We start from the raw sequence: 16,439 nt of genomic DNA, 5'->3' as shown, positions 1-16,439 counted from the left end.
GGGCGGGACACGAGAAATCCTGTCTGAATATGGGGGGACCATCCTCCAAGGCTAAATACTCATCATTGACCGATAGTGAACTAGTACCGTGAGGGAAAGGCGAAAAGAACCCCGGGAGGGGAGTGAAATAGATCCTGAAACCGCGTGCTTACAAAAAGTAGGAGCCCGCAAGGGTGACTGCGTACCTTTTGTATAATGGGTCAGCGACTTACATTCAGTGGCAAGGTTAACCGAATAGGGAAGCCGTAGAGAAATCGAGTCCGAATAGGGCGATCAGTCGCTGGGTGTAGACCCGAAACCAAGTGATCTATCCATGGCCAGGATGAAGGTGCCGTAACAGGTACTGGAGGTCCGAACCGACTAGTGTTGCAAAACTAGCGGATGAGCTGTGGATAGGGGTGAAAGGCTAAACAAACTTGGAAATAGCTGGTTCTCTCCGAAAACTATTTAGGTAGTGCCTCAAGTATTACCATCGGGGGTAGAGCACTGTTTTGGCTAGGGGGTCATGGCGACTTACCAAACCAAGGCAAACTCCGAATACCGATGAGTACAGCTTGGGAGACAGAGCACCGGGTGCTAACGTCCGGACTCAAGAGGGAAACAACCCAGACCGCCAGCTAAGGTCCCTAAAATTGGCTAAGTGGGAAACGAAGTGGGAAGGCTAAAACAGTCAGGATGTTGGCTTAGAAGCAGCCATCATTTAAAGAAAGCGTAATAGCTCACTGATCGAGTCGTCCTGCGCGGAAGATGTAACGGGGCTAAGCCAGTTACCGAAGCTGCGGATTTGCAATTTATTGCAAGTGGTAGGAGAGCGTTCTGTAAGCCTGTGAAGGTGCGTTGTAAAGCGTGCTGGAGGTATCAGAAGTGCGAATGCTGACATGAGTAGCGTTAAAGGGGGTGAAAAGCCCCCTCGCCGTAAGCGCAAGGTTTTCTACGCAACGTTCATCGGCGTAGAGTGAGTCGGCCCCTAAGGCGAGGCAGAGATGCGTAGCTGATGGGAAACAGGTCAATATTCCTGTACCGATTGTTAGTGCGATGTGGGGACGGATCTTAATAGGTCATCCAGTTATTGGATTATTCTGGTTTAGTTGGATGTAGGCGTGCATTAGGCAAATCCGGTGCACATATACCGAGGCCAACGATCGAGCGGACTTGTCCGTGAAGTGACTGAACGAGGTTCCAGGAAAAGCCACTAAGCTTCAGCTAACAACGACCGTACCGCAAACCGACACTGGTGCGCGAGATGAGTATTCTAAGGCGCTTGAGAGAACTCAGGAGAAGGAACTCGGCAAATTGACACCGTAACTTCGGAAGAAGGTGTGCCCTATTAGTGTGTAGTGAACAACGAAGCATGAATGGGTTGCAAAAAATCGGTGGCTGCGACTGTTTATTAAAAACACAGCACTCTGCAAACACGAAAGTGGACGTATAGGGTGTGACGCCTGCCCGGTGCTGGAAGATTAAATGATGGGGTGCAAGCTCTTGATTGAAGTCCCAGTAAACGGCGGCCGTAACTATAACGGTCCTAAGGTAGCGAAATTCCTTGTCGGGTAAGTTCCGACCTGCACGAATGGCGTAACGATGGCCACACTGTCTCCTCCTGAGACTCAGCGAAGTTGAAATGTTTGTGATGATGCAATCTCCCCGCGGAAAGACGGAAAGACCCCATGAACCTTTACTGTAGCTTTGTATTGGACTTTGAACAGATCTGTGTAGGATAGGTGGGAGGCTTTGAAGCAGGGTCGCTAGATCTTGTGGAGCCAACGTTGAAATACCACCCTGGTGTGTTTGAGGTTCTAACCTAGGTCCATTATCTGGATCGGGGACAGTGCATGGTAGGCAGTTTGACTGGGGCGGTCTCCTCCCAAAGCGTAACGGAGGAGTTCGAAGGTACGCTAGTTACGGTCGGACATCGTGACGATAGTGCAATGGCATAAGCGTGCTTAACTGCGAGACTGACAAGTCGAGCAGATGCGAAAGCAGGACATAGTGATCCGGTGGTTCTGTATGGAAGGGCCATCGCTCAACGGATAAAAGGTACTCTGGGGATAACAGGCTGATACCGCCCAAGAGTTCATATCGACGGCGGTGTTTGGCACCTCGATGTCGGCTCATCTCATCCTGGGGCTGTAGCCGGTCCCAAGGGTATGGCTGTTCGCCATTTAAAGAGGTACGTGAGCTGGGTTTAAAACGTCGTGAGACAGTTTGGTCCCTATCTTCCGTGGGCGCTGCAGATTTGAGGAAGCCTGCTCCTAGTACGAGAGGACCGGAGTGGACACACCTCTGGTGTATCGGTTGTCACGCCAGTGGCATTGCCGAGTAGCTAAGTGTGGAAGAGATAACCGCTGAAAGCATCTAAGCGGGAAACTCGTTTCAAGATGAGATCTGCCGGGGCCTTGAGCCCCCTAAAGAGTCGTTCAAGACCAGGACGTTGATAGGTCAGGTGTGGAAGCGCAGTAATGCGTTAAGCTAACTGATACTAATTGCTCGTGCGGCTTGACCCTATAACTTTGATCAATCTGATCAAGGTGTTATGCCAAGTTGACGCATTCAAAATAATTCGCCAAAAGCTGATTCCAAACTCTATGAATTCGTTTGATTGATCGTGTGATCAGTCAGACAACCCTTTATGCCTGATGACCATAGCGAGTTGGTACCACTCCTTCCCATCCCGAACAGGACAGTGAAACGACTCAGCGCCGATGATAGTGCGGGTTCCCGTGTGAAAGTAGGTCATCGTCAGGCTCTTACAGCCCAGAAAACCCCAGTCAGCAATGACTGGGGTTTTTTGCTTTGCGCAATGCAAAGACCAAACGCATAAAAAGCGCTGACTCGAAAGAAGCAGCGCTTTTTTATTGCAGCAGACAACCACCAATCAGGCGTTGCGGACTCCCAAGGCATCGGATTGCGCTGCGCCGACCGCAACCAGCTCTGCCAACAGGTCTCCCGTCAGATCGACCAACGACGCATCGGCAAAGANGAAAACCCCAGTCAGCAATGACTGGGGTTTTTTGCTTTGCGCAATGCAAAGACCAAACGCATAAAAAGCGCTGACTCGAAAGAAGCAGCGCTTTTTTATTGCAGCAGACAACCACCAATCAGGCGTTGCGGACTCCCAAGGCATCGGATTGCGCTGCGCCAACTGCAACCAGCTCTGCCAACAAGTCTCCCGTCAGATCCTCCAGCGACTCGTCAGCAAAGAAACGAGCCCCGATCCGCTCGAAATAGGGCGTTCCGGCCAGCCACGCACCCCACTCAGCGTGCGACACCGCATGCAGCTCCAGAAGCTTGAACTTCATCAGCACCTTCATCGCGTGACGCGCGTGCTTCACCGGGTCTCGCTCTAAGCCAGCTAAACGCTTGCGCGCCGTCTGCAACGCGCGCTCGACATCGGCGAAAACGCCGCCATGCCCTAGAATCACCTGCTGCGGCGACAATTGACCTGCGCCCAAAACAAAAAAAAGCCCGATGAGATGAACTCATCGGGCTTTCTATTGGGCCTTCAAAACCCGCACTTCGCAGGCTCCATGAGCCCGCGAGAAGAGCTTACTTAAGCCGCCAGCCGCTGCTCAATCGCAGCCTTCGTCTCCGGCAGTTCCTTCGGCAGATGGTGTGCCAGCTGCTGGAACAGTTCCGTGTGCAGCTTCAGCTCAGCCTGCCAGGCCGCCTTGTCGATGCTCGTGACCGTCGCGAACTGCTCGGCGCTGAAATCCAGGCCGGTCCAGTTCAGGTCTTCGTAGCGCGGGCTCACGCCGGTGATGTGCTCGACACCTTCCGTCGCCTTGCCTTCCACGCGGTCGATCATCCACTTCAGCACGCGCATGTTCTCGCCGTAGCCTGGCCAGACGAACTTGCCGTCCGCGCCCTTGCGGAACCAGTTGGTCGTGTAGATCTTCGGCAGTTGGGCGCCCGAGGCTTGCAGCTTCTTGCCCAGGTCGAGCCAGTGCTGGAAGTAGTCGCTCATGTTGTAGCCCATGAACGGCAGCATGGCGAACGGATCGCGGCGCACCACGCCCTGCTGGCCGGCGGCCGCAGCGGTGGTTTCCGAGCCCATCGTGGCGGCCATGTAGACGCCTTCGACCCAGTTGCGGGCTTCGGTGACCAGCGGCACGGTCGTCGAACGGCGGCCGCCGAAGATGAAGGCGTCGATCTTCACGCCCTTCGGATCGTCCCAGGCTTCGTCGAGCGCGGGGTTGTTGGTGGCGGCGACGGTGAAGCGCGCGTTCGGGTGGGCGGCCTTGGCGCCGGTTTCCTTGGCGATCTGCGGCGTCCACTCCTTGCCTTGCCAGTCGATGCAATGCGCGGGTGCGTCGCCCATGCCTTCCCACCAGACGTCGCCGTCGTCGGTCAGCGCCACGTTCGTGAAGATCACGTCACGGTGCAGGCTGGCCATGCAGTTCGGGTTGGTCAGGTCGTTGGTGCCCGGAGCCACGCCGAAGTAGCCGGCTTCGGGGTTGATGGCGCGCAGCGTGCCGTCGGCTTGCGGCTTGATCCAGGCGATGTCGTCACCGATGGTCGTGACCTTCCAGCCGTCGAAGCCCGCCGGCGGGATCAGCATCGCGAAGTTGGTCTTGCCGCAGGCGCTCGGGAAGGCGGCGGCCACGTGGTGCTTCTTGCCCTCGGGGCTGGTTACGCCGAGGATCAGCATGTGCTCGGCCAGCCAGCCTTCGTCGCGGCCCATGTTCGAGGCGATGCGCAGCGCGAAGCACTTCTTGCCCAGCAGCGCGTTGCCGCCGTAGCCCGAGCCGTAGCTCCAGATCTCGCGCGTCTCGGGGTAGTGAACGATGTACTTGGTCTTGTTGCAGGGCCAGGTCACGTCCTTCTGGCCGGCCTCGAGCGGTGCGCCCACGGTGTGGACGCAGGGCACGAACTCGCCGTCGGTGCCCAGCACCTCGTACACGGCCTTGCCCATGCGGGTCATGATGCGCATGTTGACGGCCACGTAGGGGCTGTCGGACAGCTCGATGCCGATGTGCGCAATGGGCGAGCCCAGCGGGCCCATGCTGAACGGCACCACGTACATGGTGCGGCCCTTCATGCAGCCGTCGAACAGGGGCTGCAGCGTCGCGCGCATCTCGGCCGGGGCCATCCAGTTGTTGGTGGGGCCGGCGTTTTCCTTCTGTGCGGAGCAGATGAAGGTGCGGTCTTCGACGCGTGCCACGTCGCTCGGATCGGACATCGCGAGGAACGAGCCCGGGCGCTTGGCGGGGTTCAGTTTCTTGAAGGTACCGGCGTCGACCAGCTGCTGGCAGAGGCGGTCGTATTCTTCCTTGCTGCCGTCGCACCAGTGGATGGCCTCGGGTTTGCACAGCGCGGCCATTTCGGCCACCCAGGCGATCAGCTTGGCGTTCTTGACGTATGAGGGCGCCTGAATGGGAAGGCCCTTCATCGTGGGTGCGTTCATCGGAAATCTCCTAAGTTGAAAAATCGTCTTTCCGAACGGGGCGCCGCGCCTGACCAGGCACGGAGGTCCGTTTGAGAAAACGTTTCGCTTCGGGAGATTGCGTCAACGCGGGCCGCACAGCCCGCGGACAAAAGCGCGAAAGCCTGTCAGCTCAGGCGAGAAAAACGGCGATCGACGCCAGCAGCAGCATCAGCACGCCGCCAGCCAGCGGGAGCACGAGCGGCATCAGGTGAACGACCGATTCGACGGCGTCATGTTCGGCGGCGGCAGCGTGGCCGTGCTCGGCGGGGGTGGGATGGGACATCGGGAAATACCTCGAATACGCAAATGACAACGCATCAAATGCAGTCAACCGCAAATGACAAAACTCCCGCCATTTTACCGGCGAGGCGCCGTCAGCGGGTCTAGGGGGTTGCGAGGAGCCCTCAGTGCTGCTCCACCGCTTCGAAACCGGCGTCTTTCAGGGCACTCAACACGCTCGCCAAGTGGGCCCGGCCGCGCGTCTGCAGCACCAGCTCGACGTCGACATTCTGCGCCGCCAGCATGGTGAAGGCGCGCTGGTGGTGCACCTCGTCGACGTTAGCGCCCGCTTCGGCCACGGTGGCCGTAATCTGGGCCAGCGAGCCCGGCACATCGCGCGCGCTGACGCGCACCCGGGCGAGCCGTCCGGCCCGCACCATGCCGCGTTCGATGATGGCTGCGAGCAGCAGCGGATCGATGTTGCCGCCTGACAGCACCAGGCCCACGCGCTTGCCGCGAAAGCGTTCCGGGTGCCGGATCAGCGCCGCCAAGCCGGCCGCGCCCGCGCCTTCGACCAGGGTCTTTTCGATCTCGAGCAGCATCAGCACGCCCTGCTCGATGTCGCCTTCGTCCACCAGCAGCAGGTCGTCGACCTTGGCGGCGATGATCTCCCGCGTCAGCACGCCCGGCGTGCCGACCGCGATGCCCTCGGCGATCGTGCTCGTGCCCTGCGCGTGGTGCGTGCCCTTGACGGCATTCACCATTGCCGGAAAACGCTGCGTCTGCACGCCGACGATCTCGATGCCGGGCTTGATCTCGCGCGCCGCCACGGCCATGCCGGCGATGAGCCCGCCGCCGCCGACCGCCACCACCAGCGTGTCGAGATCGGGCACTGCGTCGAGCATCTCGAGCGCGATCGTGCCCTGGCCGGCAATGATGGCTTCGTCGTCGTAGGGGTGCACGAAGGTCAGGCCTTCGCGCTCGGCCAGCGCCAGCGCATGGGCGCGCGCCGCGTCGAGCGTGTCGCCGTGCAGCACCACCTCGGCGCCGAAGCCGCGCGTGCGCTCGATCTTCACGCCGGGCGTGAAGCGCGGCATCACGATGAGTGCGCGCAGGCCCAGCCGCTGCGCGTGATAAGCCACACCCTGCGCATGGTTGCCGGCCGACATGGCGATCACGCCGCGCGTGCCGCCTTCAGAAAGATCGACCAGTTTGTTGCACGCGCCACGCTCCTTGAAGGACGACGTGAACTGCAGGTTTTCGAACTTCAGGAACACCTGCGCGCCCACGATTTCAGAGAGCGTGCGCGACTCCACGCAGGGCGTGTTGAGCACCTGGCCCTGCAGGCGCGCCGCGGCGCGACGGATAGCTTCGATTCCGACCATGGCGCGCATTGTGGCTGGAATCCAGCGGATCAGGGTTTTTACTCTTTCGGCGTCTTCCCGAAGCCAAAAGTCTGCGTTATGGTCGCTCCAAGTATTTCCTCGCAGGAGGTTGCCTGATGGTCAAGCGTGCGGGTGTCGATGTGGTGGCTGCTGCGGTGCGCGGGCAGGCCTTGCCTTCGCCCGGCCTCAAGGAAGCACCGGTGCTCGAGCTCATGTGCTCGCACTTCGTGCTCACGCTCGCCGCCAAGCAGGGGCCGCGCTTCAATGTGCGGCGCGATATCAACGGATTGCTCTCGCTCACCGGGCGCCACCTCGTGTGGCCCGCCGCGGTGCTGCAGCGATTGCGCGAGTTCCTGGGCCGCCGCTGTGCGGGCAACGAGGCGTGGAAAGGCGTCGAAGATTTCGACGGCCGCACGCTGCTCGAACGCCACGGCGTGTGGCGTGGCCCCTATGAAGAAGGCACGCTGTTCTTCTACCTCGACGAGTACGCGAAAGACCAGCCGAAAGACCTGCTCTCGGTGCTGGCCGTCACGCGCGACTGGCTCACGCACGCGCTGCGCAAGCAGTCGACGCTGGTCGAGAAGAACATCGACGCGCTCGCCGGCCTGCTGCAGCTCAACAAGGCCGAGCGCGCACTGCTCCTGTACGGCACGCTCGCGCGCTACCAGCGCGACCTGCGCTCGCTGCTGGTCGAGTTCAAGGTCAACAACGCGCCCGAGGCCTATGCCGCCATCGCCGACATCGCGGGCGTCAATGCGAGCGAGGTGGGCGAGGCGCTGCGCGCGGGCTCGCGGCTGGAGCGCATCGGCCTCGTCGAGAACCTCATCTCCGAGCACAACATCACCGACCTTGCCGACCTCATGAAGGTCAGCGAGAAGCTGCCGCCTGTGCTGATGCGCGAGTACCGCGACCACAACGAGCTGATGGCCGTGTTCACGCGGCCCTCGGCCAAGAGCGCGCTCACGCCGCACGACTTCTCCTTCGTGCAGGAAGACGCGCAGATGCTCGTCACGCTGCTGCGCGCGGCCGTCGCGCGCAAGGAGCCCGGCGTCAACGTGCTGCTCTACGGCCCGCCCGGCACCGGCAAGACCGAGCTGGCCAAGGTGGTTGCGCAGGCCGCGGGCCTGGAGCTCTTCGAGGTCGAGTACGCCGACCGCGACGGCAACTCGCTCAGCGGCCGCGACCGCTACCGCTCGCTGCAGATCGCGCAGGTGTTCCTCAAGGGCAGCGCGCAGGCCGCGCTGCTGTTCGACGAGGTCGAGGACGTGTTCCCGCCCATCAGCACCGAGGCCGCGCAGTTCATGGCGCGCGCCGAGCAGATCCCCGCGCCCGCCAGCGGCAGCGTGAGCGGCAAGGCCTGGGTCAACCAGATCCTCGAGGCCAACCCCGTGCCCACGCTGTGGGTCACCAACCGCATCGAGCAGATCGACCCGGCCTTCCGCCGCCGCTTCGCTTATCACCTGGAACTCAAGTCGCCGCCGCCCGGCGCGCGCGAGCAGCTCGTCAAGAAGACGCTCGAAGGCGTGGTCGTGTCCGAGGCCTTCACCGCCAAGCTGGCCGAGCGCAAGGGCCTCACGCCCGCGCAGATCCGCACCGCCGTGCGCTTCGCCGGCCTGGCGAAGACCGACGAGGCTTCGGTCGAGGCCCTCATCGAGCGCCAGCTGCGCAACGCCGACCTCGCGCTGGGTACGCTCGACAAGAGCCCGGCCGAGCGCCGCAGCGTCACCGCCTACGACCTGGACATGCTCCACGTCGAGACCCGCTTCGAGATCCCGCGCATCGTCGAGGCGCTGAAGGCGCGCGGCCACGGCACGCTGTGCTTCTACGGCGCGCCCGGCACCGGCAAGACCGCGCTGGCCGAGCACATCGCCAAGGCCGTGGGGCGCCCGCTCATCGTCAAGCAGGCCAGCGACCTCATGAGCAAGTACGTCGGCGAGACCGAGCAGAACATGGCCGCCATGTTCAAGGAGGCCGAGTCCGAGAAGGCCGTGCTGCTGCTGGACGAGGCCGATTCGTTCCTGCAGGACCGGCGCGGCGCGCAGCGCACCTACGAGGTCACCGAGGTCAACGAGATGCTGCAGGGCATGGAGCGCTTTCGCGGCGTGTTCGTGTGCACCACCAACCTGCTCGACCGGCTCGACCAGGCGGCGCTGCGGCGCTTCACCTTCAAGATCAAGTTCATGCCGCTCACCGCGGCCCAGCGTGAGCGCATGTTCGTCACCGAGGCACTCGCGGGCGACGCGGCCCTGCTCACGGGCGAGGTGCGCGCGCGCCTGGCGCTGCTGTCGCAGCTGTGCCCGGGCGACTTCGCGGCCGTGAAGCGGCAGACCGACATCCTCGCGGCCGAGTTCTCGGCGGCGGAGTTTCTCGAACAGCTCGAAGCCGAGCACCGCATCAAGCCCGAGGTGCGCGAATCGCGCGGCATGGGCTTCATCCAGTAGCGGGCGCGCGTCCCGCCCCCGCGCCCCGAACAAAAACCGATCAGCACTGTCCGCCACCGCGGACGCCAGGAGGACCCCGATGGCCTTTCGCAATGCACACGCGTCGCGGCGCTCGCGGGCCCTGGCCGCCACCACCGGCGCGGTGGCGCTCGCCCTGGCCGGCCTGCTGGCGGGGTGTGGCGGAGGCGGCGGGGGAGGAGGTGGCGGCGGTGGCTTCCCGATCGGCGTGCTGCCGACGCCCGCGCCGGGAGGCGGAGGCAACGGGGGCGAGGGCGGCATCGTCGCGTCCTCGACCGTCGCCGGCCAGTGCGTCGCGCCGCGCCGGGGCACCAACCCCGCGACGGGCCGCGCCTATCCCGACACCGCCGGCACCGTCGACAACGAGAAGAGCTGGGTGCGCGGCTGGATCGACGAAACCTACCTTTGGTACAACGAGGTGCCCACGACCCTCAAGGCGTCCGACTACGCCACGCCGTTGACCTGGTTCAGCGTGCTCAAGACGCAGGCCACCACGCCCTCGGGCCAGCTCAAGGACCGCTTCCATTTCTACCTCGACACCGAGGCGTACCGCCTGGAGTCCGAGGGCGGCGTGTCGGTCGGCTACGGCATGGACACGGCGGCGGTGCGCAGCTCGCCGCCGCGCAACATCCGCCTCGCCTTCGTCGAGCCGGGTTCGCCGGCGGCGGCGGCCGGCCTGGCGCGCGGGGCCAAGCTGGTCGCGGTCGACGGCGTCGACGTGGTGGCCAGCACCGGGCAGGCCAATGTCGACATCATCAACCGCGCGATCTCGCCGCAGGTCCTCGGCGAGAAGCACACCTTCACCTTCGAGGTGAGCGGCACGCGCGGCAGTCCGATCGAGCTCACGGCCCAGCGCATCACGAGCACGCCGGTGCTGTATACCCGCACCATCGGGCCGGCCGGCAACCGCGTGGGCTACCTGCTGTTCAACGACCACATCTCGACCGCCGAGGGGCAGCTCGTCACGGCCATGAACACGCTCAAGCAGGACGGCGGCGTCCAGGACCTCGTGATCGACATGCGCTACAACGGCGGCGGCCAGCTGCGCATCGCGAGTCAGCTGGCCTACATGGTGGCCGGGCCGGGCCCGACGAACGGCAAGACCTTCGAGTTGCTGACCTTCAACGACAAGAACCCGTACCGCACCACGCTCGCGGACAACCTCACGCCCTTCTTCACGACCACCCGGGCCGGCCAACCCCTGCCCACGCTGGGCCTGTCGCGCGTCACGCTGCTGACGGGCCGCAGCACCTGCTCGGCCAGCGAGTCGGTCATCAACAGCCTGCGCGGCGTGGGCGTCACGGTCAACCTCGTGGGCGCCACCACCTGTGGCAAGCCCTACGGGTTCGTCCCGCAGGACAACTGCGGCACCACCTACTTCGCGGTCAACTTCAAGGGCGTCAACCAGGCCGGCTTCGGCGACTACGGCGACGGCTTTGCACCCAATGCCAGCTGCGCCGTGGCCGACGACTTCGACCACCTCCTGGGCGACGCCGCCGAAGGTCGGCTGGCCGCGGCGCTGCGGCTGCGTGACACCGGTTCGTGCACCGCGGCCACGGCATCCGCCAAGGCCGCGGACGCCCCGGGCCTGGAGAAGGCCGCCGCGCCGGTGGAAGAAGACGAGCCCTTCCTGCGCCCCCGCTCGCCGCTGCGCGAGAACCGGCTGATCGACCTTGTGCCCAACCCGGGCTGATAGACGGCCTGACCCCGCGCGCGAGGCCGGCGCCAGCCTCGCGGAAAACCCCTAGCCGCACCCCATTGCCACGCCTGCGGCCTGCCACTTAGAGTTTGGCAAACGTTTGCGCAAAGGTTTGCGCAAACGTTTTCACTCCTGGCGCTCCTCTGGGAACCGGGCTTGAAACCAAACACTTAGGAGAAGCAGATGCGCAAATGGACAGTGACGACCTTCTGGCTCGTCGTCGTGGCCGTGCTCACGGCATGCGGCGGCGGGGGCGGCAATGACGGCATCGGCCTGGCGCCCGGGTTCGCCGCGCCGCCGGTGGCGCAGAAAGTCATCATCGACAGCGACTACAACACCATGAGCGACGACGGCCAGCTCGGCGTCATGGCCGCGCAGCTGCAGGCCGAGGGCAAGGTGCAGGTGATGGGCATCAGCGTCGTCTCGGGCAACCAGTGGCTCAAGCAGGGCGTGGCCGACGCGCTGATGTCGGTCGAGCGCCTGGGCGTGGGCCAGCGCATCGGCGTCTACGTGGGCGAGAACTACGCCATCAACCACGACTACGCCACCATCGAGGCCGAGATGAAGGCCGGCGCGGGCGGCGACGGCTACCTGGGCGCCTGGAGCGGCCCCGAGCCCAAGACCGACGCCGACCTCAAGCCCTCGCCCGACGGCTTCGCCACGCGCACCGTGGTGCAGCGCAAGAGCGCGGTCGACTTCATCATCGACACCGTCAAGGCCAACCCGAACGAAATCACCATTCTGGCCATCGGCCCGCTCACCAACATCGCGCTGGCCGTGAAGAAGAGCCCCGAGATCGTGCCGCTGATCAAGAAGATCATCTACATGGGCGGCGCCGTCGACGTGGCCGGCAACACCACCCATTTCGCCGAGTTCAACTGGTGGTTCGACCCCGAGGCCGCGCAGTTCGTGGTGCGCCTGCCGATCCCGCAGGTGGTGGTGCCGCTGGACGTGACCGACACCGTGTTCCTCACCAAGCCCGTCTACGACCGCATCGCGCACCCGGCCAAGCCGACGGCCGTGACCGAGGTGTTCCGCAAGCTCAACGGCTACGGCTTCAGCGGCACCAACGGCTTCGAGAACAACCCGAACTACACGCAGAACATCTGGGACACGCTGGTGCTGGCCTACCTCATCGATCCGCGCTACGCCACGCAGACCGTCGAGCGCTATGTCGACGTGGTCGCCAAGCCCGGCGCCGCCGACAACGGCCGTTCCATCGGCTACACCACGCCGCCCGCGGGCGTGCCGCTGCAGAAGATGACGGTGGTGAAGAAGTTCGACAACGCGCGCTTCTTCGAGCTCTACATCGACCTGCACACGCGACCGGTGCCGATCACGCTGCCGGCGAGCGGCTCGTAAATCAACTGTCGCCCACAGCCTGCGCGCGGGGCCGGAGCGCCGATACTCCAGCCCTCGAACAGGGAACACACGCATGCTGATCGGCATCGATATCGGAACCTCCGCGGTCAAGATCGTCCTGACCGACCTGCAGCTGCTGCATGTCGTAGCCACGGTCGATCGGCCGCTTACTTCGCAGTACCCGCAGCCGCTGTGGTGCGAGCACGACCCCGACCAGTGGTGGGCTGCCGTGGCCGACGGCCTCGACGAACTGGCGCGCACGCACCCGACAGCGATGGCCGGCGTGCAAGGCATCGGCCTGTCGGGCCAGATGCACTCGCTGGTGCTGCTCGATGCGGCCGACCGCCCCGTGCGCCCCGCGATCTTGTGGAACGACGGCCGCGCCGCTGCCGAGGCCGCCGAACTCATGCAGACCGACCTGGCCCTGCGCCGCGCGGTCGGCGTGCAGCCGATGGCGGGCTTCACCGGCCCCAAGCTGCGCTGGCTGCGCACCCACGAGCCCGAGGCCGTGGCGCGTGCCCGCTCGCTGCTGCTGACCAAGGACTACGTGCGCCTGCAGCTGTCGGGCGAGAAGGTGACCGACGTCACCGACGCGGCCGGCACCTGGCTGTTCGACCAGGCGCAGCGCCGCTGGTCGCCGCAGGCGCTCGCCGCCTGCGGGGTCGATCCCGCCTGGCTGCCGCGCGTGGTCGAGTCGTGCGAACCCTGCGCCACCGTGCGCGATGCATTGGCTGCGCGCTGGGGCTTGCCGCGCGGCGTGCCGATTGCGGGCGGCGCGGGCGATGCCGCGGCGGGCGGCGTCGGCATCGGCGTGGTCGGGCCGGGCGACGGCTTCGTGTCGCTCGGCACCTCGGCGCAGATCCTGGTGGCCGACACCGCGCACCGTCCCGATCCCGAGCGGCTGGTGCACGCCTTCTGCCATGCGCTGCCGCAGCGCTGGTACCGCATGGCGGCGCTGCTCAACGGCGCGAGCCCGCTCGCGGCGCTGGCGTCGTGCACCGGCGGTGCCTCGGTCGGCGCGCTGCTGGCCGAGGTCGAGGCCGCGTACGCCGGGCCCTCGCGCCTGCTCGCGCTGCCTTATCTGTTCGGCGAGCGCACGCCGCACAACAACCCGTTCGCGCGCGGCGCGATCGTCGGGCTCTCGGGCGCCACCACGCGCGCCGACCTGATGCAGGCGGTCTGCGAAGGCATCGCCTTCTCGCTCGCCGACGGGCTGGAAGCGCTGAGCGCGCAGACGGCGCGGCCCGAGCGCCTGGCGCTGATCGGCGGCGGCGCGCGCTCCGCCTTCCTGGCGCAGCTGATCGCCTCGGTGCTCGACGTGCCGCTGGTGCTGTACGAATCCGCCGACCGCGGCCCGGCCTTCGGTGCGGCGCGGCTCGCGCGGCTGGCGGTCACGGGCGAAGACCCGGCGGGTGTGGTCGTCGCGCCTGCCGTGCGCCAGGTGCTGGCGCCCGACGCCGCCTTGCATGCGGCCTACCAGCCCCGGCTGGAGGCCTTCCGCACGCTCTACCGCGCGATGGCGCCCGTGTGGGCATCGGTGGCCTGACGAGGCGCTCGTCGGCTCAGTCCGGCGTGAGCCCGGCGGTGTCCACCACCTTCTTGTACACGTCGAACTCGGCGGCGATCTGCTGCGTGAATTCCTGCGGCGTGTTGCCGACGACGAAGGAGCCGGTGTCCTGGATGCGCTTGCGCACGGCAGGATCTTCGAGCGACTTGCGCGCCGCCGCGTGCACCTTGTCCACCACGTCCTTGGGCAGGCCCTTGGGGCCCACGATGCCGTAGTACGCCATGCGGTTCACCGGCGCGAGGCCGACCTCCTTGAAGGTCGGCACGTCGGGCAGGTCCTTCAGGCGCTCGGACGCCGCCACGACGATCGGGATCAACCGGCGGTCCTTGATGAAGGGCAGCGCCGACGGCAGGTTGTCGAAGATCATCGCGACCTGGCCCGCGACGGTGTCGTTGAGCGCCGGGCCCGACCCCCGGTACGGGATGTGCGTGACGGACGCGCTGGCCATGCCCTTGTACAGCTCCATCTGCAGGTGCCCGATGCTGCCCGTGCCTGCGGTGGCGTAGGCGTACTTGCCGGGATTCTTCTTCAGCACCTCGATGAAGCCCTTGTAGTCCCGTGCCGGAAAGCTGGGGTGGACCGCAATGACATTGGGCGTGGCCGCCAGGTTGATGATCGGCGTGAAGTCGGCCTTCGGGTTGTACGGCACCTTGGGGTTGATGGCCGGATTCGCCGCCGTCGTGGACACCGTACCGATGCCCAGCGCGTAGCCGTCGGGCGTGGCGCGCGCGGTCTCGGCGGCCCCGATCGCGCCGCCCGCGCCCGACTTGTTCTCGACGATGACGCTCTGCCCCAGGTGCCTGCCCAGGGGCTCGGAGATGACGCGCGCAATGATGTCCGTCGTGCCGCCCGGCGCGAACGGCACCTGCAGCTTGACGGGCTTGTCGGGGTAGCCCTGCGCATGGACGGGCACGGCCGCTGCCAGCAGGCAGGCGAGGGCGAACAGGGTGGGGTTTTTCGGCAAGGTGTCTTCCTCCTCTTGGATTGATGGAATGGGTGGGATGAGTGGGGGGCGGGTCAGGGGCTCCGCGGAATCAGGCAGCTCGCATCGAGCTCACCCGGGTCGTTGACGCCGAGCATCGCCATGTTCCGGTCGACCTCGTCCCGCAGCAGCCGGATCGCGTGCGTGACGCCCGCGTGGCCGCCCACGGCGGCGGCATACATGAACGGCCGGCCGGCGAACACGGCCTTGGCGCCCAGCGCCAGCGCCTTCAGCACATCGCTGCCGCGGCGCACGCCGCCGTCGACCATCACGGGCAGTTCGCCCGCGGCGTCCAGCACCTGCGGCAGGGCGCGCAGGGCCGGGGCCGCGCCGTCGAGCTGCCGGCCGCCGTGGTTGGAGACGATGAGGCCGTCGGCACCGAGCTGCCGCGCGCGCCGCGCATCGGCCGGATGAAGAATGCCCTTCAGGATCAGCGGTCCGCGCCACTGCTGCCGGATGCGGGCGATGTGGTCCCAGTGGATGTGGTCGCGGCCGGTCGTGTCGCGGATCGCGGTGCTGGAGAAAAGAGGCGCGCCGCGCGTGGCGAACGAGTTCTCGAAATGCGGCATGCCCTGCGCCACGAAGGTCCGCGCGAGCGTGCCGAGCAGCCAGCGCGGCCGCACGAGGCCGTCCCAGGCCAGCCGCAAGCTGGGCCGCAGCGGCGTCGTGAAGCCGGCACGCACGTTGTTTTCGCGGTTCGCCCAGACCGGAATGTCGACCGTGACGACCAGGTGGCGAAAGCCCGCGCCGGCGATGCGCGCCACCAGGCCGTCGATGCGCGCCGCATCGCCCGGCAGGTAGGCCTGGAACCACGTGCCGGGCGCGGCCTGGGCCACTTCTTCCATCGGAATGAGCGAGGTGCCGCTCATGACCGCGGGAATGCCGGCCGCCTGCGCCGCCTGCGCGAGCACCAGGTCGCCGCGGTAGGCCGACAGCGCGCTGATGCCGACAGGCGCGATCCCGAAGGGCGACGCGTAGCGCTGGCCGAACAGCGTGACCTCCTGCGAGCGCCGGGAGACGTCGACCAGCACCCGGGGCAGGAAGTCGTGCGCGTCGAACGCGGCGCGGTTGGCGTCCAGCGAGCGGTTGTCTTCCGCCGCACCGGCGATGTAGCCGAACAGCGGGCGCGGCAGCCGGCGCTTGGCCGCGTGCTCGAAGTCCTGCAGCGACAGGATGCCGGCCAGACGCCGCGGCGTCGCGGCGGCAGCAGCAGGGGCTTGCGCCGGCGCGGTGCGCGGGGCATCGAAGGCACGCGAGAAAACAGTCATGTCCGCCATCCAGTCAGTCGTTCGGTCCGCGCGGACTGTAGGCGTGCAGAAGGTTTAAAAAAAGCGAATTTAT

Annotated in this window: 10 protein-coding genes and 2 rRNA genes (1 of these 12 only partly in view); 6 read left to right on the top strand and 6 right to left on the bottom strand. The window is 65.3% G+C overall.

The features are described 5' to 3' along the window. Nucleotides 1-2,504 (top strand): 23S ribosomal RNA (locus tag AC57B8_RS20555) (it extends 370 nt beyond the left edge of the window). Between the two features lie 128 nt (nucleotides 2,505-2,632). Next, a 5S ribosomal RNA gene (gene rrf, locus AC57B8_RS20550) occupies nucleotides 2,633-2,745 on the top strand. A gap of 353 nt (nucleotides 2,746-3,098) precedes the next feature. Here rrf and AC57B8_RS20545 read toward each other — a convergent pair. The 4 genes from AC57B8_RS20545 to AC57B8_RS20530 form a co-directional block, all read right to left on the bottom strand. Continuing rightward, nucleotides 3,099-3,437 carry a hypothetical protein gene (locus AC57B8_RS20545; RefSeq protein ID WP_496480626.1) on the bottom strand — a complete coding sequence of 113 codons (339 nt, stop codon included), beginning with the start codon at nucleotides 3,435-3,437 and terminating at the stop codon, nucleotides 3,099-3,101. A gap of 113 nt (nucleotides 3,438-3,550) precedes the next feature. Then, a complete protein-coding gene (locus tag AC57B8_RS20540; protein WP_496480625.1) occupies nucleotides 3,551-5,404 on the bottom strand; it encodes a phosphoenolpyruvate carboxykinase (GTP) in 1,854 nt (617 codons plus the stop codon). 151 nt (nucleotides 5,405-5,555) lie between these two features. Next, nucleotides 5,556-5,708 carry a hypothetical protein gene (locus AC57B8_RS20535; protein ID WP_169805104.1) on the bottom strand — a complete coding sequence of 51 codons (153 nt, stop codon included), beginning with the start codon at nucleotides 5,706-5,708 and terminating at the stop codon, nucleotides 5,556-5,558. A 121-nt stretch (nucleotides 5,709-5,829) separates the two neighbouring features. Then, nucleotides 5,830-7,029: a threonine ammonia-lyase gene (locus AC57B8_RS20530; protein ID WP_169805105.1), complete on the bottom strand. Its 1,200-nt coding sequence runs from the start codon at nucleotides 7,027-7,029 to the stop codon at nucleotides 5,830-5,832. A 116-nt stretch (nucleotides 7,030-7,145) separates the two neighbouring features. Here AC57B8_RS20530 and AC57B8_RS20525 point away from each other — a divergent pair, with 116 nt between their 5' ends. From AC57B8_RS20525 to xylB, 4 genes are all read left to right on the top strand, one after another. Continuing rightward, nucleotides 7,146-9,470 carry an ATP-binding protein gene (locus tag AC57B8_RS20525; RefSeq protein WP_496480624.1) on the top strand — a complete coding sequence of 775 codons (2,325 nt, stop codon included), beginning with the start codon at nucleotides 7,146-7,148 and terminating at the stop codon, nucleotides 9,468-9,470. Between the two features lie 79 nt (nucleotides 9,471-9,549). Continuing rightward, on the top strand, nucleotides 9,550-11,181 hold the full coding sequence (locus tag AC57B8_RS20520; RefSeq protein ID WP_496480623.1) for a S41 family peptidase: 1,632 nt from the start codon (nucleotides 9,550-9,552) through the stop codon (nucleotides 11,179-11,181). A gap of 189 nt (nucleotides 11,182-11,370) precedes the next feature. After that, complete coding sequence (locus tag AC57B8_RS20515; RefSeq protein ID WP_496480622.1) at nucleotides 11,371-12,549, top strand: nucleoside hydrolase; 1,179 nt, start codon at nucleotides 11,371-11,373, stop codon at nucleotides 12,547-12,549. Nucleotides 12,550-12,622: 73 nt separating this feature from the next. After that, nucleotides 12,623-14,095: a xylulokinase gene (gene xylB / locus AC57B8_RS20510; protein ID WP_496480621.1), complete on the top strand. Its 1,473-nt coding sequence runs from the start codon at nucleotides 12,623-12,625 to the stop codon at nucleotides 14,093-14,095. Nucleotides 14,096-14,111: 16 nt separating this feature from the next. Here xylB and AC57B8_RS20505 read toward each other — a convergent pair whose 3' ends face one another. Both AC57B8_RS20505 and AC57B8_RS20500 read right to left on the bottom strand, forming a co-directional pair. Beyond that, nucleotides 14,112-15,080 carry a tripartite tricarboxylate transporter substrate binding protein BugE gene (locus AC57B8_RS20505; protein ID WP_496480620.1) on the bottom strand — a complete coding sequence of 323 codons (969 nt, stop codon included), beginning with the start codon at nucleotides 15,078-15,080 and terminating at the stop codon, nucleotides 14,112-14,114. Nucleotides 15,081-15,133: 53 nt separating this feature from the next. Then, on the bottom strand, nucleotides 15,134-16,366 hold the full coding sequence (locus tag AC57B8_RS20500) for an alpha-hydroxy acid oxidase (protein WP_496480619.1): 1,233 nt from the start codon (nucleotides 16,364-16,366) through the stop codon (nucleotides 15,134-15,136). Nucleotides 16,367-16,439 lie beyond the last annotated feature (73 nt).

It is taken from the genome of Variovorax sp. BGA-UO-ETr-C22 (assembly GCF_059567965.1).
The sequence above is the reverse complement of the archived record's forward strand: the minus strand, read 5'-3'. Positions and strand labels throughout refer to the sequence as shown.